Source organism: Rhodococcus sp. 14-2483-1-2, from assembly GCF_002259405.1.
In the GTDB taxonomy this organism is placed as follows: Bacteria; Actinomycetota; Actinomycetes; order Mycobacteriales; family Mycobacteriaceae; genus Rhodococcoides.
In genome coordinates this window covers 118,601-140,824 of record NZ_NPFW01000021.1, presented here as the reverse complement: position 1 = coordinate 140,824, position 22,224 = coordinate 118,601, and the positions used below count along the sequence as shown (strand labels likewise).

The following is a 22,224-nucleotide window of genomic DNA, read 5'->3' as shown; positions in this document are numbered from 1 at the left end:
CTATCCGACGTGGAGGTACTCGGCGAGCAGACCGCGCTCGCTTTCGTCCAGAGGACGCGACGACGAGGTATCGAGATCGAAGGCGACCATCAACGCCTCGGCATCGGCGCAGACTTTTCCGTCGCGGTCGGTCACCACGTGCCGGACGCCGTACGAGGTGGTACCGACGCGGGTGATCCACAGCTCGATCGTCAGCGGACCCGAGTCGTCGAGAATCGGATGCAGAAAATCGGTGGTCAACTTGCGCACCACCGCTGCGCCACGCACGCCCGGCCCCCCGAAGACCGCGTTCAGAAACTGAACGCGGCCTTCCTGGAGGTATTCGACGAAGCGGGTGTTGTTGACGTGGCCGAGACGGTCGGAATCACCCCACCGCACCTGAAGTGTGCAGGTGAAGGTTTTCACCGGCATGTCAATCCCTGGTCAGCTTCCGGTGCGTGACGCGATGCGGACGGGCCGCGTCGGGTCCGAGTCGTTCGACCTTGTTGGCCTCGTAGCCCTCGAAGTTGCCCTCGTACCAGTACCACGCGGCCTCGTTGTCGCCGAAGCCACCTTCCCAGGCCAGGATGTGGGTGCAAGTGCGGTCCAGGAACCACCGGTCGTGCGAGATGACCACAGCGCAACCGGGGAATTCCTCGAGCGCGTTCTCGAGCGATCCGAGCGTTTCGACGTCGAGGTCGTTGGTCGGTTCGTCGAGCAGGATCAGGTTGCCGCCCTGCTTGAGCGTCATCGCCAGGTTCAGACGGTTCCGCTCACCACCGGAGAGCACTCCGGCAGGCTTCTGCTGATCGTGGCCCTTGAATCCGAACGAGCTGATGTACGCGCGGGACGGGAACTCGGAGCTGCCGACGGTGATGAAGTCGAGGCCGTCGGACACCGTCTCCCACACCGTCTTCTTCGAGTCGATGCCCGAGCGGTTCTGGTCGACGTAGCTGAGTTTGACGGTCTGACCGATCTTGACCTCGCCGCCGTCCGGCTCCTCGAGGCCGACGATGGTTTTGAACAGCGTCGTCTTGCCGACGCCGTTGGGGCCGATGACGCCGACGATGCCGTTGCGGGGCAACGTGAACGAGAGGTCCTTGATCAGCACGCGGCCGTCGAAGCCCTTGTCCAGGCTCTTGACCTCCACCACGACGTCGCCGAGGCGCGGCGGGTTGGGGATCTGGATCTCGTCGAAGTCGAGCTTCCTGGTCTTCTCGGCCTCGGCCACCATCTCGTCGTAGCGAGCCAGACGAGACTTGCTCTTTGCCTGACGCGCCTTGGCACCGGAACGAACCCAGGCGAGTTCGTCCTTGAGTCGCTTCTGCAGCTTCTGGTCCTTCTTGCCCGAGACCTCGAGACGCTCGGCCTTCTTCTCGAGGTACGTGGAGTAGTTGCCCTCGTACGGGTACAGGTGTCCACGGTCGACCTCGGCAATCCACTGCGCGACGTGGTCGAGGAAGTACCGGTCGTGAGTGACGGCGAGGATAGCGCCTGCGTATGCGGCCAGGTGCTGCTCGAGCCACAGCACGCTCTCGGCGTCGAGGTGGTTGGTCGGTTCGTCGAGCAGCAGCAGATCCGGCTTGCTCAGCAGCAGCTTGCACAGCGCCACGCGGCGCTTCTCACCACCGGAGAGGTTGGTGACGGGCGACTCGGGCGGCGGGCAGCGCAGCGCGTCCATCGCCTGCTCCAGCTGGGAGTCGATCTCCCAGGCATCGGCGTGGTCGAGCTTTTCCTGCAGCTCGCCCATCTCTTCCATCAGCTCGTCGGAGTAGTCGGTGGCCATCAACTCGGCGATCTCGTTGTACCGCTTGAGCTGGACCATCGTCTCGCCGAGACCGTCCTCGACGTTCTCGCGAACGGTCTTGGTGTCGTCGAGGACCGGTTCCTGCATGAGGATGCCGACCGAGGCACCGGGAGCGAGGAACGCCTCACCGTTTCCGGGCTGATCGATTCCCGCCATGATCTTGAGGATGCTGGACTTACCGGCGCCGTTGGGGCCGACGACGCCGATCTTCGCTCCCGGATAGAAGCTCATCGTCACGTCGTCGAGGATGACTTTGTCGCCGTGCGCCTTGCGCACCTTCTTCATGGTGTAAATGAATTCAGCCATGATGCCCAGCTTATCGGTGCGAGCGGGTCTCCGGCACCACCGCCCGAGCGGGGCCCGACGCGCAGCCGCCGTCCACACTCGATCGCAGGTTCCGATGCAGCATGGACGGCGGATGCAGCGAGCCCTCAGGCAGGGACGGACTCGCGCACGTCGTCGTCGATGCGATCGTGATCTCGATCCCCGTCCACAGGTTCGGTCGCTTCCGAATCACCGTCCGTCGGAGCGTCGGATGACACCGTTTTCGTCCGATGGATCGAGACGTTGCAGCGCGCGAGATCCGGTCCGACGGCACTGGCCCGCATCTCGAGATCGGCGCGTTCGACTCCGTCGCGGTTGGTGTACTCGTTGGTCCGCAGCTGCCCGTAGGCAACGATCGGGTCGCCCTTCATCAGCGACGCTCCGACGCCGCGCACCAGGCGACGCCAGCACGTGACCGTCAGGTACAGGGTTCCGCCGTCGGTCCACTCGCCGGTGTTGCGGTCCTGGCGTCGGGCGTTGCTGGCCATCCGGAAGCTGAGGACCTCGTCTCCGGTAGGTGTGGAGCGCTTGACGGGATTGGTGATGACCGTTCCGACAACTGCGCACTGTGCTTCGTACATGGTGTCTTCCCCTCGATCGATGTCGCGTGATTGCGATCGAGATCGACACTGCTACGCGGGGAACGTCCGTGGTGAACGAGTTGGCGAAATGTGGACAACCGCCCGTCCTGTGGATGAACGACCCGAATCGGGGCCCGCGCGACCCGAGAATGTCGGGGCGGTGTGCTAGTCGGGAATTTCAGCGTACATATGGCCGTCGAGCGTGGGGATCACGCGACCCGCAGTGAGCGAAGCAACAAGCGCCGCAGTCGAATCGGCGTCCGGAACCGCGACGGTCAGTACCGCGGACGCGCCGTAGGAGGTGTCGAGCACAAGAACTCCGTGCCCGCGTAATTCCGATTCCACGCGACCGACCTCGGCGTGGTCGAGTTCGAGAGTCATGACCTCGCGTCGCTCCCGGGTCAGGAACATCGCTCGGGACAACGCCTCGGTCACCGCTCCGCCGTAGGCACGGGCCAGTCCTCCGGTGCCCAGCTTTGTTCCGCCGAAGTATCTGCTGACGACCGCAACGACGTTGGTCAGGTGATGCCCACGCAGCATGTCGAGCATGGGCGTGCCTGCCGTCCCGCTCGGTTCACCGTCGTCGTTGGATCGCTCGATGCTCTGCATCGGGTCGGCGAGCGGATCGCCTGCCGAGGAATCCACGACGAACGCCGAACAATGATGTCCGGCAGCAGGATCGGCCTTGCGAGCCGCGGCGATCACGGCCCGCGCCTCCGCTTCGGTCGACGCGCGATCGACGACGGCGACGAACCTGGACTTCTTGACCTCGGTCTCGCACTCGACGCGGCTCGCGATGGTACGAAGTGGGGTCACCCGACCACTCTCATGCAGCCACACTGTCCACCACATCGTCTGCGGCTCGGACCAATTGGGCGTACATACCGTCGTTCTCCAACAGGGACTCGTGGGTTCCGACCTCGCGAACGACGCCGTGGTCGAGAACTGCGATGCGGTCCGCAGAGCGCACCGTGGACAGTCGATGCGCGATGAGGATGGTCGTTCGCCCTTTCATCAGGCCGTCGAGCGCGGTCTGCACTGCGCGTTCGGTGCGATTGTCGAGGGCGCTCGTCGCTTCGTCGAGCACCAGGATCGGCGGGTTGCGCAGCACGGTCCGCGCAATGGTGATGCGCTGCTTCTCACCTCCCGAGAAGCGGTACCCGCGTTCGCCGACCATGGTGTCGTAACCGTCGTCGAGGCCGTCGATGAAGTCGTGGATCTGTGCCGTTCGGGCGGCCACGACAATCTCCTCGTCGGTGGCGTCGGGTTTGGCGAATCGCAGGTTCTCCCGAATCGTGGCATGGAACAGGTACGTCTCCTGCGAGACGACACCGACCAGGTCGGCGATGGTCTCCGACGCCATCTCGCGCAGGTCGATACCGTCGATGGTCACCGATCCGGCCGTCGGATCGTGCAGCCGCGCAACGAGATAGCCCAACGTCGTCTTGCCGGAGCCGGTTGCGCCGACGAGAGCGAGCGTGCTGCCCGCCGGTACCTCTAGGTCGATGCCGCTCAGCGTCGGGACCGTTGCTGCGGTGTAGGTGAAGTCGACGGCACGGAAGGCGACGTCTCCGCGGACGGTCTCGCGGGGCAGCGCCACCGGGTGAGTGGGCTCGGCGACGTCGATCGGTAGATCGAGGTACTCGAACACTCGGCCGAACAGGGCGAGCGAGGCCTGCACCTCGACGCCGGTGTTGAGCAATTGCATGGTGGGCCGGAACAATTGGGTCTGCAGAGCGGTGAACGCGACGAGGGTTCCGATCGTCAGTGCGCTCCCCTGCCCGATGGTGATGCCGGCGAACCAGTACACCAGGGCCGGCATGACGGCGAAGCTGATCTGGATCGTGGCCATGCGCCACTTTCCTGCCATCATCGCAGCGAGTTCGACGCCGGCGACCTCGTGGGATCGGTCCGCGAACTTGTCGGTGAGTGCCTGGGCGGAACCGGTGGTCTTGCCCAGCAGAATGCCGCTGACCGAGAGCGATTCCTCGATCTGCACCGACAGGTCGCTGAGCAACTTCTGTCGTTTCGTCGAGATCTTGCGCCGCTCGTCGCCGATGCGGCGGGCGACGCGGACGAAGACCGGCAGGATGATCAACGAGAACGTGGCGAGCTTCCAGTCGAGCAGGAAGAGTGCGACCACCGTCGCGGCAACGGTGGTCGCGTTCTGCGCGATGGACGTTGCGGTGTTGGTGACCACCGATTGCATGCCGCCGATGTCGTTGGCGATGCGTGACTGAACCTCGCCGGTGCGGGTGCGCGCGAAGAATCCGAGGGATTGGCGTTGCAGGTGCGAGTAGACCTGGACGCGGAGATCGTGCATGAGTCGTTGACCGACGCCGTTGGACATCCAGGTCTGTACGACACCGAGAGTGTTGGTGGCGACTGCAACTGCGATCATGCCGAGTGCGATGAGGCTGACGAGTGTGACGTCGCGGTCGGGTATCGCATGATCGAGGAGTTCGCGGAGAAGCAGTGGGGATGCGAGCGCGATGATCGCGCTGACGACGATGATCGCGCTGACGACTGCGATCCGCCGTCGGTAGGGCGTGAACAGAGCCAGGACTCGGCGCACGGGTGCTGGGTCGGACGCGAGGAGAGAACGTTCGGGTCGGCTTTCCAAGTAGACCTCCGTGGTAGCTGAAGTAATATGCAGAGGCTACCTCACTATGAGGTAACGAGCAACCGTCGCTATGATCCCGTACATGGAAACCGGACACTCGCCCAACCTGAGCGAGCAGTTCATGGCCGTCGCGCGGCAGATCAGGCGCAGCCACATGACTGCGTTGGAACCGTTCGGGCTCAATCCTTCGCAGAGCCGTGCCCTGCACGTGTTGGCGCGCGAGCCCGAGTCCGTGCGACTGCGCGATCTCGCCGAGCACCTGCGCATCGTCGCGCGATCGGCCACCGACATCGTCGACTCCCTCGAGGCGGCGCACCTGGTGACGCGGCAACAGGATCCGAGCGATCGGCGAGCCGTCCTGGTGGAGCTGACCGACACCGGCCGTGCGCTGCTGGACAGAATCGACGACGCGCGCCGTCAGGTGTCGTCGGAAATGTTCGACGGCCTGGAGCCGGCGGAACGCATCGAGCTGAACCGATTGTTGAGCAAGATCGCCGAAACCGGCTGAACCGACCCGCCGACTACTGCTCGCCGGTCCGATCACGTCGAGCGAGCTCGGCGAACATCGCATTGTGCGCGGCCAGTTCGGCATCGTGATCGCGCTCGGCGGCGCGGTCGCCGCGGCGGGCATCGCGATCGTCGCTGCGAGACCACTGGATCAGCAGCGCCAGCATGACGAGCACCAGCGGCACCTCGCCCGTGGCCCAGGCGATACCGCCGCCGAGCTTCTGATCCCCGAGCAGGTCGGAGTTCCAGTCCAGCCCGAGCGTCCGGTAGAACCAGGCACCCATCACGGTGTTCATGCTCATCAGCGCCACACCGAAGAAGGCATGGAACGGCAGCGAACCGAACACGACGGCGAGTTTGGTGACGGGCGCGATCTTGCGTGGAGACGGATCGACGCCGATGACGGTCCAGTAGAACAGGTACCCGCTGAGTACGAAGTGCAGGTTCATCAGCAGGTGTGCGCCGTGACTGTCCAGGACCGCTCCGAAGATGCCGCCGAGGTACAGCACGTAGAAGCCGCCGACGAAGATCAGCGAGGCGACGAGCGGATGGGTCAGGAACTGCGAGATCCGGCTGTGCAGTCCGATCAGCAGCCATTCGCGCAGTCCGGGCACGCCGTCCTTGCCTGCCGCCGGCAGTACCCGCAATGCCAGCGTCAGCGCACCACCGAGCGCGAGGAGGACCGGCGCCAGCATCGAGAGCATCATGTGCCCGGTCATGTGCACGCTGAACACGGCCGTGGAGTAGCGACCGATTCCCGAGGACGTGCTGATCAGCAGCGTGAGGCAGCCCAGGACCCAGGCGACGGTACGACCGACGGGCCACGCGTCGCCGCGCAGCCGCAGACGGCGGACTCCGATCAGATACACCACGGCCATGACGATCGCGGCGGTGCCGAAGATCAGATCGAAGCGCCAGTCGAGAGCCATGCGCGCGAACGTCGGTGGGCCACTCAGGTTGTACCCGAGGGCCGCCTCCGTGGTCGTGAGGTTGGGGTCGATCTCGGCGGGGGGCGGTGTGCGGCCGAGCCCGACGGCCAGCCCGATGGTCGCCGCGAGGACGAGTACCTCGGCACCGGCGAAGCGGAGCAGCGGCCCGCGGGCCGAGGGATCGGCGACCAGGGCCGGTAATGCGCGGCGACGCTGCATCCAGCCGAAGCCGCCCAGCACGATCAGGGCGACGATCTTGCCCACGATCAGCAGGCCGTAGGTGGTGGTGAACAGGTCTGCGATCGAGACGCGGACCAGGGCGTTGATGACGCCGCTGATGCCCATCACCACAAAACAGACTCCGGCGATCGTGGAGAATCGGCGAGCCGCGACATCGGCATGCGCACCGCGCCTGCGAACGTGAGCCAGCAGCGCGAACAGTCCGCCCGCCCACAGCGACGCGGCCCCGAGGTGCAGGATCAGGCTGTTGGTGGCGATGTCGTGCGATCCGCCCGCCGAGGAGTGTCCGCTCAGCGCGATGGGCAGCAGCGTCGCCAGGGAGAATCCGAGCAGTGCGGGCGTCCAGGCCCACCGCAACACCGTGCGTGACGCGATGGCGAGCACAACGGCCATGATGGCCGTCCAACGCCAGGCACTGGCGATCTCCACCTGGTCGAGTGCGATCCAGAGGTTCGCCGGCTTGATGGCTTCGGAGAACGGCTGCCCCGAGGTGTCGGACAGTGTCAGCGGCACCAGGAGCAGTGCACAGACTGCCCAGACGATCGAGGCGACCGAACCGGTGCGCACGGCACGGTAGCCGTCGACGTCGAGCACGCCGTTCTTCTGCGGCGGCACGAGGAACGCGGCCAGCAGAAACGATCCGATGGCGATGACGGCGGCGATCTCACCTATTGCCCGCAGGGCAGGCAGACCGTAGGTCGTGGCCGGGCCCGGATCCGGAATGCCCAACAGCACCAGCGCGTCGGAGGCCGACAGCATCACGATGAGCGCGGCCACCACACCGGCGATGACCCCGGCAGTGACGAACACCGTCGTCGTGGTTGAACGCGGATCTTCGTTCGTCGAACCATCATCCGTCCGGACATCGTCCGCGCGGAGTTCGGCGGTCGAGGGTTCGTTCTTCTCGAGATCCGGTGTTGCCATACCACCAGAGTAAGAGGTGATCGACGGTACTCGAAACGCGAGTCCTACAGAGCGTCGTACTCGGTCGTGCGCGCGGCTTCGGTCACGTCGTGATGAATGCGCCCGTGTCGGGCGCGCAGCGGTTCACCGGTACCGCCCCAACGGTGGGCGATGATCTCCGCTGCGATCGATACCGCTGTCTCCTGAGGCGTCCGAGCCCCGAGATCGAGCCCGATCGGACTGGCCAGACGAGTGAGCTCTGTCTCCGTCAGACCCGCCGCTCGCAACCGTGCCGTGCGGTCGTCGTGGGTACGGCGCGATCCCATCGCACCGACGAACGCCAGAGAGGGAATGCGCAACGCCACTTCGAGCAGCGGCACGTCGAATTTGGGGTCGTGGGTCAGCACACAGACGACGGTGCGTTCGTCCACTTCCCCTGCTGCGAACTGCTCGGACAGATAGTCGTGCGGCCACGCGACCACGACCTGCTCGGCGGCGGGAAACCGCTGCGGGGTGGCGAAGACTGCCCGTGCGTCGCAGACGGTGACGCGGTAACCGAGAAAGGCACCCTGCTGCGCCACTGCGGCAGCGAAATCGATGGCTCCGAACACCAGCATCCGCGGCGGCGGAGCGTGGCTCGAGACGAACACCTCCATCCCCTCCCCCCGTCGCTGGCCGTCGGGCCCGTAGGTCAGGACAGCCGAACGGCCCGCGGCGAGAAGTCCTTTCGCATCGTCGGCGACGGCAGCGTCGGCGCGCTCGCTGCCGAGCGAGCCTCGGGTGCCCGATTCTCCGACGACGATCCTGCGGCCGAGCCGTTCCGGATCGGCGTGTGCGACGACTGTCGCCATCGCCACGGCCACGTTGCCGCGAACGTCCGCGACGAGGGCCTCGAATTCGGGAAACGTGCGCCGAGAGATCCCTTGCACGAATACGTCGAGCGTTCCGCCGCACGTGAGCCCGACGGCAAAGGCATCGTCGTCGGATATCCCGTATCGAGTGAGTACCGGGGCGCCGGAATCCATCACGTCCTGTGCGAGTTCGTAGACCGCACCCTCGACACAGCCGCCCGAGACCGAGCCGGCAACGGCACCGTCCGAGCCAACGACCATGGACGCTCCGACCGGACGCGGCGCGGAATCGAAGGTGCGGATCACCGTCGCGACCGCTGCCACGTCGCCGGACTGCCAGATGCGCAGTACCTCGTCCAGGATGTCGTGCATCGAAACTCCTTCGGCATCGGTCGGAACGATTCCGAGTTCACAGTCTTACCCGCGCAATCGGTATCCACCCATTTCCGTGCGAACCCATGCCTGCGCCGACCCAGTATGCAGGGAGGTACACTCGTCAACCGTGCTCGCGCGGGTCCGCCCGCATGCGCCAGCCTCCGTAGCTCAGGGGATAGAGCAAGGGCCTTCTAATCCCTTGGTCGCAGGTTCGAATCCTGCCGGGGGCACCAGAGCAGTAACATTCAAACCTGCGCCGCGAGGCGCAGGTTTTTCTATGTCTTCGCTGGTCAGCGCCAATGAAGGGATATCTTCTGCCCCAGCGCGGCCGTTGAAAACGGCGAAAGCTCAACTGTGGGCAACTGCGTCGACAGGGTGGCAGACCTGTACTCACTGGCCACGACGTCGCAATCGTATACACAGCGGCGGTGCCAGCGGGCCGGGCCTTGTTTAGCACACCTCTGAGCAGCGATCCTGCCCAAGCCCCTCCCCCGGCGACCGTCACCGGTTCGATCACCGTCGTGAGCAAGCCGGCGTAGGAGTCGACACCTCATGTCCGTATCGGCAGACGAAGCGATTCGTTCCTCACAAATCGTCGGCGAACAAACCGGTAGGACTTTGCGCATCGAGACGGTTCGACTCCGTCCCAATCTCGTAAGGCCTCGACTCATGCAAGCAGTTGGATCGGGCACTGCTGCACAATGGCTGATTGCTCGGCGTCAGAGGCGCTACGTTTCTCACCTCTGCACGCCGCGTTGAGGGAAACCGCGAGGCTACGGCGGACGGAACCGCTAGTCTTGAAGTTGTACATAACGAAAGGTTTGTAGTGCGCGTATTCATCAGCAGCGTTCGTCGCGGTCTTGAAGAGGAGCGCGATGCCCTGCCCGGTTTGATCTCGGCAATTGGTTTCGAGCCCATACGCTTCGAAAACTTCGGGGCGTCCCCCACGCCGAGCCGCGAGGCGTGCCTTGAGGGTGTCGCCCGTGCAGATGTGTATGTATTGCTCCTCGGCCCTAACTACGGGCATCGATTCGCTGACACTATGCAGTCCCCAACACACGACGAATGGGTTGCCGCAACTAAGCGCGGCATCCCTCGACTGGTATACGTGAAGAATGGCGTGGAAGTCGAACCAGACCAGCAAGCGCTCATTGACAGAATTGGAAACTACGGCTCAGGCGTTTTCTACGATACGTTCGACTCTGTCGCCGAGCTACAAACCAAAGTTGCCGGAGCGCTACGCTCGCAAGCTGCAGCCCCGTCCGACCTGACTTTCGCGCCCCTGTCCGACGAGGTGAATTTCGAGTGGCGTCGCGGCACTGACCCGCACTACCGGAATGCAGTCGAACAGGCGACTCTCGAGGTACACGTGCAACCTGTTCCCGCAACTCGTAGGACGACGAGGCAAATGCACGAACTTGCCGACACATTCGCGAGGCGTATCCGTGAGACCGGATTGGTCGCCGATGATGTGGGCATCAGCGCTCAACGAGACACAGACTCGGTGTCGGTCGCCATACCCGAACGTCAAGAAAAATCAAGGTCCTGGAACGACGTGCGCCATGCAGTCATCACTGGTGTACGCGCAAACCAAAGTGGACAGGTTTCCGTTTTCGCTCAACTCCCTGGTGACAGCCTTGGTTCATTGTTCGATCAGGAGGCGTCAGTCGAACAGATCGCGGAGTGCCTTCGGCTGGTCGGCGCGCTCCGACTCGTAACCCAAGAGCGACTTGCCATCGCTGTGGGTATTGACCCAACCTCCAGCATCACTATCGGTATCGTTGCCAACCTTCCGCGGAACCAAGCCTCCTTCGGCACGCGTTCAAACGCGCCCATCCGCGTGGAGCCAGACGAGAGCGTAAGTCAGGCGGCACTGAGTACAAGTTCGCTGGAAGTGAGTCGGCTTCTTGCGCGGACTATCTCTGAGAAGCTGCGGTAGCAGTGGCCTACATAGACTATTCGTTGCATGCGTTTCCCGCCCCACCCGCTCCAACACCAAGCCGCTTTGCAGTCGACCGCGCCCGACTGCTCCACGCCGCCAGCACCATTCAGGTAACTCCGTTTGGAGTGGCGGGTCTCCTCCGACCCCGTTTCTTGGACTTGATCTGGAGGGCAGCAATGGTGGACGCAAACCTCGTGGAGGCGCGGAATCACTGGATAAGAAGCGCAAGCTACATTCATATGAACCCTACCGAAAAGGGGATGGTGAGCTTCTTTCTCGGTCAGCTGCAGGCCAAGCTATTCGCCGAAGAAGTGCTGGGCATTGACTACTTCGCCCACTACGAAAGCTACTTGCTTGCGAGTGGTCAATCAATGAGCAAGTCGCGACCCGACTTTATTGGTTTCGACCGCAGGGGGCGCGTTTTTGTGAACGTAGAAGCCAAGGGTCGTTTCGGAGCGTCGCTCAGCGGCACCGAAAAAGCTCGAGCAAAAGACCAGGTACGAACTATGCGAATCGGGTCACCCGCCACAGTTGAACACTCATATGTGCACGTTGGCCATTTTCCAAACGGATCCTGGGTCGCAGAACTTCATGACCCACCGCCGGTGTCACCGGAAATGATGTTGGACCCAAGCCTTGGCTCATTTCTGCATTATTGGCCGTTGGTATCCGCAATCGCCGACCGCGAGCAAGGAGAATTTCGGTCTGGTGGACTTCAATCTTCGACCTCAGGAGATACGCGTTACGTTTTCCGCGAATTTCCTGAAGTTGGCATCGCAATGGGGCTCCCAGCGAGAATATACGACGCGGTTTTGACCACCGGGCAGCGTTGGATGAAGTCCCACCCTGAGGTATTAACGACGGATGGGTTGCTTGCTTTAGCAGAGGCTCCGGCAGGAGATATAAACGACGTACCAGCACGCTACCAGAATCGCGAAATCTCGTACGGTCGCGACAAAACTATCTGTGTACTTATCCCGTGATCTTTAGCGGACACGCTGCCTGCCGCCCCGCAGACTCGTGAGGGGATTCGCGACGCATTTAAGGAGGCGGGCGGGTCAGCAGGAGTCGTAGTTGAGCATTCAAGCCTCAAGCACCTCCGGCGATCCAGAAGTTAAGCGGGGCCTGACTATGGAAATTACCCCATCAACACCACAAGACGAGACAGCGTTCGAAGTAAAGGGAGGGTTCATCTCACCGGTACGCAGTTTTGTCGCGCCACCTACTGCAGGTCTACCCCTGGATGGTCATACCGGAGCCGTTGTCAATCTGTCATCGTTTACATAACGCAGAGACTGGTAAATTAAAGTAATGGTAAAAACAACTGATAAATCTCCGGAATTAAACGCAATTCACAGTGCGATGTCTTTGGAATCCCTACAGATACAAAACTTCCGTTCATGCATCGATACCTTAGTTGAATTCCAGAGTGACATAACAATACTCGTCGGCGAGAACAACGCAGGAAAATCAAATATTATCGAGGCGCTCCGCCTAGCAACTACCCCTCTTAGTCAGCGACGAACTCGGTACTTCGAGGGTGAGGACGTCTCGGAGAGTCGACCGGACGCACCGATCAATATAAAGCTACAATATTCAAATCTTTCAGAATTCCAAAAGGCTCACTACATTGGCGCACTGGATGTCGAAGATGACACTGCCACTTATAGCACCAAGTACACCTACGACAAGGTCAATCCTCGTAAATCTCGGGTTGAAAATCTGGCAGGTAAAGTCGGAATGCCAGACTCCGAGCCAAGCAAAAGGGATCAAATCAACCATGTCTATTTAGCGCCCCTACGTGATGCGAATCGAGAACTCGACTCCGCAACAGGCAACCGCCTATCCATGATTATGGATACTCTACTTAAGCCCGAGGTTCGCGACGACTTCGTAGAATCTGCGAAGACAAAGTATACAGAACTTGAAACCCATAAAGCCATTACCGAGACCAATCGCAACCTTCAGACCGAGCTGACACTCCTTACCGATGCGGTTCGAAAGCAGTTCGTCACTGTTTCTTTTGACACGATAAAGCTTGCGCGCTTAACGCGCAGCCTAAGGCTCAAGATGAACGAGCACTTAGTCGATCCCTCTGATCTCGCTAATTCTGGACTTGGGTACGCGAATCTACTCTTCCTAGCCTCTGTCGTCCTCGAACTGAGTAATGCCGACGAATCTGAACTTACTCTATTTTTAGTGGAGGAGCCAGAAGCCCATCTCCACCCGCAACTACAGTCGGTTCTCCTCGATTACCTCAGAGACCAGGCTCGCAGTTCGGTCAAAGACGACAGTGACGGTCCGGCAGGCAGAATTCAGATCATCGCCACTACGCATTCGCCCAACCTGGCAAGCAGCGCCGGCCTCGATCCTGTCGTCGTCGTGCAGTCTCAGGTAGCCACGGACGAAGCCGGTAGCGTCATTACGTCGCATGCGACGAAGACGTTGCCACTAGCGAGAATTACTTTAGGTGACGATGCCAAGGCTAAGCGGAAGATAAATCAATATCTTGATGTAACCCGCGCCGAACTACTGTTTGCTCGCCATGTCATTTTAGTGGAAGGAATCGCTGAACAGATAATTATTCCCGCACTCGCTCGAAATGTTATATTGAAACATGAAGACAAAATGAAAGAGAAGGAACAACAGAGGAAATTCCGTGGTGTGTCACTCATTAATATTGGGATGGTGGATTTCGAACCCTACATTCGCCTGTTGCTACAGGAAGTAAACGGCTGCCGACTTGTTGAACGACTGGTCATTGTTACAGATACAGACCCATTACTTACTGAGGAGGAAAAGAAGAGAAAGAAAGGTTACGAATCAAAGAAGGACCAAAAAGGCAGTTTAGACACTGAAGCGCCGGACGCCGATACCTCGAAAGAAGACTCTGATGAGGCGAATGAGGTGGTCACCTACAATCGTGCTTCGTCGTTACAGAAAATCGTCGATGAACTCGGAGCAAGGACCATCGTCCATATTGCTGAAGCACCTCATACGCTCGAAGCAGACCTACTCGACCCGGCCGAGAAGAACGAGAGCGTATTCAGCACCGCATTCCTAGCCCAGAAGCCTGGTTCGCAAAAACGAATGACGGCAATTGTCGAGGCTTCCGACCCTTCGCGAGAGTTTTACGTATGCCTGCAAACTATTCAAAAGTTTCTAAGCAAAGGACAGTTTGCCCACGACTTCGCCATTGCATTGGAGAAACCAGGGACATATAAGTGTCCTGAATATCTTACAGATGCAGTTCGTTTTGCTATCGGAGCAGAGAATACATCAGATGAATGACGACTTCGACTTCACTAAAAGTCAGTTGAATCTAATAGAGCGGGTCGGATCTATCTTCGTCGAGGCATGTCCTGGAGCGGGAAAGACTCAAACCATCGCTGAGCGCTTCGCAGTCAGGCCAAACGCACATCCCCGTAAAGGCGTGGCACTTCTATCGTTCACAAATGCCGCAGCCGATGAAGCTAGACTGCGCTGCTCAGGAGACCCCAGCCTACTTACAGCGCCAAATTTTGTCGGTACTATCGATAAGTTTCTTAACCGCTTTATCGTGAGTCCATTCGCGACGTCTCGTGATGGCGTACGTACTCACTTCGTTGATACCTGGTCACAGCTACCGAACGTAACTGTTCGACTGACAGGAAGACAGGGGGTCTTCTTACTGGATTGGTTCGACTTCCATTCTGACGACACCGCTACTCTACACGGGCGAACAGCGCCCTACATTGCTAGGAAGAAGATCGAGGCGCTCAGCTCTACCCAGCGCATAGAATTTGAAGCCGAGGCGACACGTATCAGAAAGACGCTCATTAATCGTGGCTATTACAGCGCAGAAGCATCCCGGCAAGTTGCGGACTCAATCCTTGCCGATTCTTCTGATCGCTCCAAACTTACCGCTCTCATCGGCAGTCGATTTAGCGAGGTGATAGTAGATGAAGTACAGGATTGCTCAGGTTCTGATTTCAATGTACTACAATTGTTTAAAGAAGCTGGTGTAATGATCGTCCTGGTCGGTGATCCAGATCAAGCGATTTACGACTTCCGACAGTTACAGTCTAGCTCACCGGTTCCAGCCTTGAGTACCCTAGCTCCCACAGGAGATCGACTGGACGGCAATTTTCGTAGCACACCAGCTATCTGCGCTATTGCAGGCAGCTTGCGGGTGAGCACGTCATCTGTCGACATTGCTCGTGGGCCTAACCGAAACAGCGAGACTCCAATCTACATCTTTGGGTATTCTGATATTAAGTCGATCGCTCCTTGCATTGAGTTACTAAGGACAAGCGAGGGATACAGATTGGACCAAACGGTCATCCTTTCTCACAACTGGAATACAGCGCGTAGTGTCGCGGGCGGCAGTAAACCAGAACTGAACTCCGACAGCAAATTGGTCCGCATAGCATCTGCTATCCGGTGTCTGCATGACGAGACCAATACTCGACTACGACAATCGGCCTTGCATGACCTTGCGAATACACTTCACGAATCATCGAACAAGGAACTTAGAAAGCTCGCGCTCATGGATTTTTTGGAAAAGATTGGCCTCTCCGAAAGGCAGTTTCTTACCTCAGTTCTTCGTGTCGCCACCTCAACCGCTTTCGATAAAAATCCGTCAACTTTCAAGAATAGTTTGATGCAAGCACTTTCCTCGAACTCGTTCGACTGGGTCGGAAGTCTTACGATTCCGAGAGGAGACAAGTGGCCCGCCATGCCCAACTGGGGTAAGAAAACGTCGATTCAGTACGGAACAATTCATAGCTACAAGGGCCTTCAGCAGCAGTTTGTAACCATGGTAATTCCCGAGGACCATGAATCGCGAACCCGTGACCAATCGGGCGTACTCCTATGGCATGAGGACCGAGACGGTGAACCGCGTCGCGTGTTGTATGTTGGAGCGACGCGGGCACAGAAGTTACTAATGTTGGCAGTTCACGAGTCACACCTCGACAAGGTACTGTCCCGACTAACGCGGGATACTGTTCCGTTTAGGTATATTCGATTATTAGAAAATCGGATCGAAGACGCATACTGAGACAAACTTGAATCTACCAGCTACTACTCAACAAGACGTGTCATGCTGGTATGAATGGTATGAATGGTATGCTTGTTTATCTCAACTTACATCACACAGCACCACCAGCTTAGAAGAATCTAGCTAGAGCACCAAGACTCTCATTCCTTAATGGACACTGCACATCAGCGCATCATTCACGATTTCTATCGCCCTTTAGAGGATCTGACTGATCAGAAACTCATACAACGCCGACGCGGTGTCTGCACAGGAACAAGTCGCTCGTGAATCGCGCAGACAAGATCTACATGCGCTATGCGCGCGGTGAGGTCTACGTTCCCCCCGCCAACCGTCACCAGTGGCGGCACAGTCGTGTACGTCCGCTCAGCCGTCGAACCGCAGCCCGACCTCCACCAAATTTCGAAGGTGCTTGTCGCACTCGCCATGGAGGAGACCGAGCCAGCTGGGCAAGAAGATCCACACGAAGCCGACGACCGAGCTGACTGAACGTAGCTACTCATCTCTTGTAGCCCACCGATTGAACTTCGGCTGCCGAGGGGCCACGCCCGACTTCTTTAAGGCTTTGCCGAAACTGCTGGCAGCAAGGCCGTACTGCCACCCCAGCTCAACGGTGGACCTCCCGCGTTCGTAGCTCCAGGTCACTTCCGCAAGGAGCTCAGCATCGATCCGAGCACGCGAACGAGTCGTCACTCCCCTGCTCGCTGACAGTCGCGCGACGGTCTGCCGATGAATCCCGAACAGCTCGGCCACCTCCGGAGCGGTTGTGCACCCTTCCAACTCCGAAGTCAGCAGATCCACCTCCGATTCACTCAGCCGACGATGGGGCCGACAGCGGCGCTCCTCCGGCTTAACCTACGCATTCTCGCTACCTGGCTCTGGAAAGTTCAGCAGTTCGACGCCCCGGGCCAGCGCCGCTAACGGGGTATCCTTGCGTGAAAGCCATTCACGGAGGCGCACCTCTGACCAGCACGAACGCAAGACACTTCGGCTCACTGTGGTTGACTTCGCATAACGAAGGGTCACACGTGCATCAGCTCACTCTCGGAGTCCTCTCACGTTCACGCAAGCCGAATGAGCGGCGACTTCCGATTCATCCACTTCATCTCGATCGCATCGATGCCGACATCCGAGCCCGCATGTTCCTCGAATCCGGCTACGGCGAGCCGTTCGGAATTTCGGACGAGCACTTGGCCGGCCAAGTGGCGGGCATTCGCACACGCGAGCAGCTCATCGCCGAGTGCGATGTGATCCTGCTGCCCAAGCCACAGGCCGAGGATCTTGCCGCGCTGCGACCCGGGCAGACGCTGTGGGGCTGGCCGCACTGCGTACAGGACGAACAGCTCACCCAGATCGCCGTCGAACGCAAGCTGACACTGATCGCGTTCGAGGCCATGAATCACTGGACGCCGGACGGCTGGTTCAATCTCCATGTGTTCCACAAGAACAACGAACTGGCCGGCTACTGCTCGGTGCTGCATGCGTTGCAGCTGATCGGTTCCACCGGCGATTACGGCCGAAGGTTGCGTGCCGCCGTCATCGGCTTCGGAGCCACGGCGCGCGGTGCGGTCACCGCTCTGAACGCGCACGGCATCCACGATGTCGACGTGTTGACCCAACGCGGTGTCACTGCCGTCGGTTCGCCCATCCATTCGGCAAACATCGTGAACTTCGATCTCGACGACGCCGATCCCAGACAGAGCCGTGCTCTCACGCCCGAGGGACGGGTGCCACTCTCGCAGTTCCTCGCCGACCACGACGTGATCGTCAATTGCGTTCTGCAGGACACCAATGCACCGTTGACGTTCCTGATGAACGACGATCTGCCCACTCTCGCACCCGGCACGCTCGTGGTCGACGTTTCCTGCGACGAGGGAATGGGCTTCGAGTGGGCCAGGCCCACGTCGTTCACCGATCCCATGTTCACCGTCGGTGACAACGTCAAGTACTACGCCGTCGACCACAGCCCTTCCTATCTGTGGAACTCGGCCACCTGGGAGATCAGCGAATCATTGCTGCCGTATCTGCGAACCGTTCTCGACGGCCCCACGGCCTGGAGCGGTGATGCCACCATCGAGCGATCGATCGAGATCAGAAACGGCGTCATCGTGAACCCCAATATCCTTGCGTTCCAACACCGCAGTGCGGAGTACCCGCACACCGCAGCATGAACGAGAACGCAGCATCGAGCATCACGTGGACCGAGAACGGGAGCGAGCGGACGTCCCGCTGGCAGTCCGAGAACGGTGCACCCCCGCCCCGTGTGGTGCGGATCGTGAACGATTCGACCACCGCCGACGTGGCGTACAAGATGGCCACGATCGGTGAGGCCCTGCTGTGGCGCGGCGATTACAACAATGCTCGACAGCTGTTGTCGGCGATGACCCGGCGGGTACCGGCCGCCAAGCACGTGCCCGACGCGTCGGGCGCGGAGCGATTCCATCTGCACCGCCAGTACCAAGCGCGACGTGCACGAGTACTGGGAATGCTTCTGGTGGAACTCGATTCGGAAGTCCGCCTCGATCTCGGCCGGGCACCGGACGTATCGGCGGCGGTGACCGAAGCTCTCGGCCCTGACGCTGCGCCGTGCGTGCTCTCGTTGCGCGAACTCCTCGGCATGGTCGGCGCACACGAGTGGCGACGCAAGGGCGTCTTCGTTCCGGCGCTCGACGCTTCGATCCACCCGCACTACGGTGTCTTCTCTCCCGTCCGCGGCGAGTACGTTCAGCTCGTCGCCGCCGCACCACTGCCGGATACGGAGCGAGCGTTCGACATCGGCACCGGCTCGGGCGTTCTGGCTGCAGTACTCGCCCGCCGCGGCGTGACCTCGGTGGTCGCGACCGACAAGGATCCACGGTCGGTCGCGTGCGCACGAGCCAACATCGATGCGCTCGGGTACGCCGATCGGGTCGAGGTGGTGCAGGCCGACATCTTTCCGTCCGGGCGTGCGGGGCTGATCGTGTGCAATCCGCCGTGGATTCCCACGAAACCGACGTCGGGCATCGAACATGCGGTGTACGACCCCGGCTCGCGGATGCTCAAGTCCTTCCTCAGCCGACTTCGCGGGCACTTGGCACCCGACGGTGAGGCATGGTTGGTGGTCTCCGACCTCGCCGAGCTACTCGAATTGGTCACTCGCGCAGACCTTCTCACGGCTATCGACGCGGCGGGCCTGGCCGTCGTCGGCCGCACCGACACCACTCCGACGCATTCGCGCGTCACCGACAGCTCCGATGTGCTGCACGAGGCGCGCTCGCGCGAAACCACGTCGTTGTGGCGGCTACGCGCACGCTGACCGTGGGTCCGCACACAACAGCGCCGCCCGAGCAATGCTCGGGCGGCGCTGATTGGATCTGGTACTGCTGTGTGGATCGGGTATTGCTCTACCGCTCGCGGGTCTCGAACTCTCCGTTGATCACGGTGCCAAGCGGTGCGTCACGCTCCGCCTTCTTCGCCGCCTCACGCATCTCGATTCCGTCGGTGATCAGATCGCCGATTTCACGAGTGACGTCGCGGACGGCTCCGGCGATGATCACCACGATCCGGCCGACATGAGTCGCGGCCGATTCGGTGAATTCCTGCACGGTGTCCTTGTTGCGCTCGAACTTTCCTACCAACAGGACCGCCCCCTTCGAAGTCGTCACGCTGCGCTGGTCTTCTTACGCTCGACGATAACACCGGCCGGAGCCGCCGATCCCGTGAGCGAGTTGGGCAGCGCGAGCTTGAAGATCTTGCCCCACACGGTGCCGATCTGGTGGAAGAAGCCACCGGTGTTGTACGGCAGGTCGTACTTCTCGCACAGAGCCTTGACCTCGGGCGCGATCTGCGGGTAGCGATGTGCGGGCAGATCGGGGAACAGGTGATGCTCGATCTGGTGCGAGAGGTTGCCCGACATGATGTGGAACAGCGGGGTGCCCTCGATGTTGGCGGATCCCAGCATCTGACGCACGTACCACTCGCCGCGGGTCTCTTCGGCAGTCTCTTCCTGGCTGAAGGTCTGGACTCCGGTCGGGAAGTGACCACAGAAGATGATCGAGTAGGTCCACACGTTGCGGATGAGGTTCGCGGCGACGTTGCCGACCACGGTGGAAGCGAAGAACGGACCGGTCAGCGCGGGGAAGATCACGTAGTCCTTGAGCGCCTGCTTGCCCGCCTTGCGCCACATGCCCTGCAGCAGCGGCTTGACGTCGTGCCACTTGCGCTTGCCCGCGACGATGTTCTCGGTCTCGAGGTCGTGCAGCATCACGCCCCACTCGAAGAACGTCATCAACAGGAACGCGTAGACCGGGTTACCGAGGTAGTACGGGTTCCACTTCTGATCCTGGTCCATGCGCAGGATGCCGTAACCGATGTCGCGGTCCATGCCGACGATGTTGGTGAAGGTGTGATGCATGTAGTTGTGCGAGTGCTTCCACTGATCCGCCGGGCAGACGGTGTCCCACTCGAACACCTCGGAGTTGAGGCCGGGCTCGCGCATCCAGTCGTACTGACCGTGCATGACGTTGTGCCCGATCTCCATGTTGTCGAGTATCTTCGCCACACCGAGTGCACCGACGCCTGCCAGCCACGCAGGCGGGAGGAAGGGCAGGTACATCAACGCGCGTCCGGTGATCTCGAGGCCGCGCTGCGCCTTGATGATCTTGTAGATGTACTCGCGATCCTCGTCGCCGAGCTTGGCGACGGTACGGGCACGCAGTGCGTCGAGTTCGCGGCCGAGCTCTTCGACCTGCTCGAAGGTCAGCACGGTCGGCTGGTCCGGCAGGGTCTCGTTGCGGCGAAAGGGCAGGACGGCGGTGGGCAGGATCGAGAGAATCGTTCCGAGCATCTGATGATCTCCAATTCGATCGGGTCGAGATGGGTCTGGGTTGTCGGTGTTCGAGGTGGATCTAGATGTCGATGTCGACGTCGCCCACGGCGACGGACACACACAACTGGATCTTCTTGTCGGATTCGGTGTCGGTCTCACCGGTCTTGATGTTCTTGGTGCAGCCGGACTTCTTCACCGAGGTGCAGGTGAAGCAGATACCCATCCGGCAACCGTTGGCCGGTGAGAGCCCTGCCGATTCGGCCTGCTCGAGCAGCGTCTCGCCGTCGTTCTCCGAGGACACATCGCTGCCGGAGAACGTGGTGGTTCCGGTGACGTCGTCGCTGACGGTGGCGAACGAGGGCGTGAATTCCTCGAGGTGCAGCCGCTCGCCCAGACCTGCGTCGTCGAAGAACGACGTCACGCCCTTCATCAGTCCGGGAGGTCCGCACAGGAAGGTGTCGGCCTCGGCGAACCACGGGGCCACTGCGTCGAGATGTTCCTGGCCGAAGAACCCGTACAGATCACCGCCCGTCTTCTGCTCGGTGTACGCGAACACGATATTGACGTTCTCGTGCTCGGCGGCGATCTTCTCCAGATCCTTCTTGTACGCCACGTCGTTCTCGGTGAACGCGTAGTGCAGGAAGGTCAGGTCGCTGCTGTACCCCTCGTCCAGCAGCGACCTGAGCATGGACAGCACCGGCGTGATGCCGCTGCCACCGCTGATCAGCAGCGTCTTTGCCGGGCGTGGTTCGGGAAGCTCGAACGTGCCGTCCGCTTGCGACAGGCTGACCACGAGGCCGATGTGCGCGTTCTTGTGCAGGTACTGCGACACCAGGCCCTCGGGATGCGCCTTGATCGTCAGTTCGATCCGGCCGTCCTTGCGGTACTGCGAGCACGCGGGTGAGTAGCAGCGGGTGTGCCGTACTCCGTCGATGACGACCCCGACCTGAACGAACTGGCCGGCCTTGAATCCCTTCCACTGACGCGTGGGACGGATGGTGAGAGTCAACGAGTCTTCGGTGGACCGGTGTATCTCGGTCACTTCGCCGCGAAGGTCACGAACGGTCGTCATGGGGTCGACGAGTTCGAGGTACCGATCGAGCGCGTGGGGCGTGGCCATGGCCTCGAACAGGGAAAGAAGTGAGAACTTGCGCGAACCCGAGGTCCGCGACGGACGTTCTTGAAGCGTCATTCCATCCTCCCTAACCGGATCGAAAACCTACGACCCATTCAGTGAACGATTGTGCACTAACATGAGTGTGGCAGAGCGACACCGGTACCTGTCAACGTTTATGTGACGGCCGTTACAGGACGAATC

The 22,224-nt window shown here is 60.7% G+C and carries 17 protein-coding genes and 1 tRNA gene; 8 read left to right on the top strand and 10 right to left on the bottom strand.

What is annotated here, in order from left to right; all coding sequences use genetic code 11:
* The 5 genes from CH295_RS19135 to CH295_RS19115 form a co-directional block, all read right to left on the bottom strand.
* Complete coding sequence (locus CH295_RS19135) at positions 1-411, bottom strand: acyl-CoA thioesterase (RefSeq protein ID WP_094741662.1); 411 nt, start codon at positions 409-411, stop codon at positions 1-3.
* Between the two features lies 1 nt (position 412).
* A complete protein-coding gene (ettA, locus tag CH295_RS19130) occupies positions 413-2,092 on the bottom strand; it encodes an energy-dependent translational throttle protein EttA (RefSeq protein ID WP_032402531.1) in 1,680 nt (559 codons plus the stop codon).
* A gap of 125 nt (positions 2,093-2,217) precedes the next feature.
* The gene (gene ssb, locus CH295_RS19125) at positions 2,218-2,691 is read right to left on the bottom strand and encodes a single-stranded DNA-binding protein (RefSeq protein ID WP_094635579.1); all 474 of its coding nucleotides are present in this window, start codon (positions 2,689-2,691) and stop codon (positions 2,218-2,220) included.
* A gap of 165 nt (positions 2,692-2,856) precedes the next feature.
* The gene (locus CH295_RS19120; protein ID WP_252342110.1) at positions 2,857-3,507 is read right to left on the bottom strand and encodes an IMPACT family protein; all 651 of its coding nucleotides are present in this window, start codon (positions 3,505-3,507) and stop codon (positions 2,857-2,859) included.
* Positions 3,508-3,517: 10 nt separating this feature from the next.
* Positions 3,518-5,266 (bottom strand): ABC transporter ATP-binding protein, encoded by a 1,749-nt coding sequence (locus tag CH295_RS19115; protein WP_094741660.1) that lies wholly within the window; start codon positions 5,264-5,266, stop codon positions 3,518-3,520.
* Between the two features lie 130 nt (positions 5,267-5,396).
* Between CH295_RS19115 and CH295_RS19110 the strand changes: the two genes are divergently transcribed.
* The gene (locus CH295_RS19110; protein ID WP_052047913.1) at positions 5,397-5,822 is read left to right on the top strand and encodes a MarR family winged helix-turn-helix transcriptional regulator; all 426 of its coding nucleotides are present in this window, start codon (positions 5,397-5,399) and stop codon (positions 5,820-5,822) included.
* Between the two features lie 13 nt (positions 5,823-5,835).
* Here CH295_RS19110 and CH295_RS19105 read toward each other — a convergent pair whose 3' ends face one another.
* On the bottom strand, positions 5,836-7,914 hold the full coding sequence (locus CH295_RS19105; RefSeq protein ID WP_094741659.1) for a bifunctional copper resistance protein CopD/cytochrome c oxidase assembly protein: 2,079 nt from the start codon (positions 7,912-7,914) through the stop codon (positions 5,836-5,838).
* A gap of 44 nt (positions 7,915-7,958) precedes the next feature.
* Entirely contained in the window at positions 7,959-9,116 is a 1,158-nt protein-coding gene (locus CH295_RS19100; protein ID WP_094741658.1) for an XdhC family protein, read from the bottom strand.
* A 160-nt stretch (positions 9,117-9,276) separates the two neighbouring features.
* On the opposite strand from CH295_RS19100, the gene CH295_RS19095 reads away from it, so the two are divergent.
* The 7 genes from CH295_RS19095 to CH295_RS19060 all read left to right on the top strand — a co-directional run bounded on the left by CH295_RS19095 (position 9,277) and on the right by CH295_RS19060 (position 19,394).
* Positions 9,277-9,352 (top strand) — tRNA-Arg (locus CH295_RS19095).
* Between the two features lie 593 nt (positions 9,353-9,945).
* On the top strand, positions 9,946-11,058 hold the full coding sequence (locus CH295_RS19090) for a DUF4062 domain-containing protein (protein WP_170945981.1): 1,113 nt from the start codon (positions 9,946-9,948) through the stop codon (positions 11,056-11,058).
* A gap of 179 nt (positions 11,059-11,237) precedes the next feature.
* Positions 11,238-12,044, top strand: coding sequence for a hypothetical protein (locus CH295_RS27555; RefSeq protein WP_141217060.1), 807 nt, complete (start codon positions 11,238-11,240; stop codon positions 12,042-12,044).
* A gap of 328 nt (positions 12,045-12,372) precedes the next feature.
* Positions 12,373-14,352 (top strand): ATP-dependent nuclease, encoded by a 1,980-nt coding sequence (locus tag CH295_RS19085; RefSeq protein ID WP_094741656.1) that lies wholly within the window; start codon positions 12,373-12,375, stop codon positions 14,350-14,352.
* On the top strand, positions 14,345-16,102 hold the full coding sequence (locus tag CH295_RS19080; protein ID WP_170945979.1) for a UvrD-helicase domain-containing protein: 1,758 nt from the start codon (positions 14,345-14,347) through the stop codon (positions 16,100-16,102). Before CH295_RS19085 ends, CH295_RS19080 begins: the two co-directional genes overlap by 8 nt.
* A 1,025-nt stretch (positions 16,103-17,127) precedes the next feature.
* Complete coding sequence (locus CH295_RS19065; protein WP_094741652.1) at positions 17,128-18,270, top strand: N(5)-(carboxyethyl)ornithine synthase; 1,143 nt, start codon at positions 17,128-17,130, stop codon at positions 18,268-18,270.
* Positions 18,267-19,394 carry a methyltransferase gene (locus CH295_RS19060; protein ID WP_094741651.1) on the top strand — a complete coding sequence of 376 codons (1,128 nt, stop codon included), beginning with the start codon at positions 18,267-18,269 and terminating at the stop codon, positions 19,392-19,394. The genes CH295_RS19065 and CH295_RS19060 overlap by 4 nt, the downstream gene beginning before the upstream one ends.
* 88 nt (positions 19,395-19,482) lie before the next feature.
* Here the strand turns inward: CH295_RS19060 and CH295_RS19055 are convergent, their stop codons facing one another.
* From CH295_RS19055 to CH295_RS19045, 3 genes are all read right to left on the bottom strand, one after another.
* Entirely contained in the window at positions 19,483-19,716 is a 234-nt protein-coding gene (locus tag CH295_RS19055; protein WP_032394788.1) for a hypothetical protein, read from the bottom strand.
* Positions 19,717-19,739: 23 nt separating this feature from the next.
* Positions 19,740-20,924, bottom strand: a complete 1,185-nt coding sequence (locus CH295_RS19050; RefSeq protein WP_037193192.1) for a fatty acid desaturase family protein — start codon at positions 20,922-20,924, stop codon at positions 19,740-19,742.
* Positions 20,925-20,985: 61 nt separating this feature from the next.
* Entirely contained in the window at positions 20,986-22,098 is a 1,113-nt protein-coding gene (locus CH295_RS19045; RefSeq protein ID WP_094741650.1) for a ferredoxin reductase, read from the bottom strand.
* Positions 22,099-22,224 lie beyond the last annotated feature (126 nt).

Coding starts and splice junctions, on each gene's coding strand:
- CH295_RS19110 (WP_052047913.1), top strand. CDS start 5,397: ATGGAAACCGGACACTCGCCCAACCTGAGCGAGCAGTTCATGGCCGTC.
- ssb (WP_094635579.1), bottom strand. CDS start 2,691: ATGTACGAAGCACAGTGCGCAGTTGTCGGAACGGTCATCACCAATCCC.
- CH295_RS19085 (WP_094741656.1), top strand. CDS start 12,373: ATGGTAAAAACAACTGATAAATCTCCGGAATTAAACGCAATTCACAGT.
- CH295_RS19080 (WP_170945979.1), top strand. CDS start 14,345: ATGAATGACGACTTCGACTTCACTAAAAGTCAGTTGAATCTAATAGAG.
- CH295_RS19060 (WP_094741651.1), top strand. CDS start 18,267: ATGAACGAGAACGCAGCATCGAGCATCACGTGGACCGAGAACGGGAGC.
- ettA (WP_032402531.1), bottom strand. CDS start 2,092: ATGGCTGAATTCATTTACACCATGAAGAAGGTGCGCAAGGCGCACGGC.
- CH295_RS19045 (WP_094741650.1), bottom strand. CDS start 22,098: ATGACGCTTCAAGAACGTCCGTCGCGGACCTCGGGTTCGCGCAAGTTC.
- CH295_RS19050 (WP_037193192.1), bottom strand. CDS start 20,924: ATGCTCGGAACGATTCTCTCGATCCTGCCCACCGCCGTCCTGCCCTTT.
- CH295_RS19100 (WP_094741658.1), bottom strand. CDS start 9,116: ATGCACGACATCCTGGACGAGGTACTGCGCATCTGGCAGTCCGGCGAC.
- CH295_RS19105 (WP_094741659.1), bottom strand. CDS start 7,914: ATGGCAACACCGGATCTCGAGAAGAACGAACCCTCGACCGCCGAACTC.
- CH295_RS19135 (WP_094741662.1), bottom strand. CDS start 411: ATGCCGGTGAAAACCTTCACCTGCACACTTCAGGTGCGGTGGGGTGAT.
- CH295_RS27555 (WP_141217060.1), top strand. CDS start 11,238: ATGGTGGACGCAAACCTCGTGGAGGCGCGGAATCACTGGATAAGAAGC.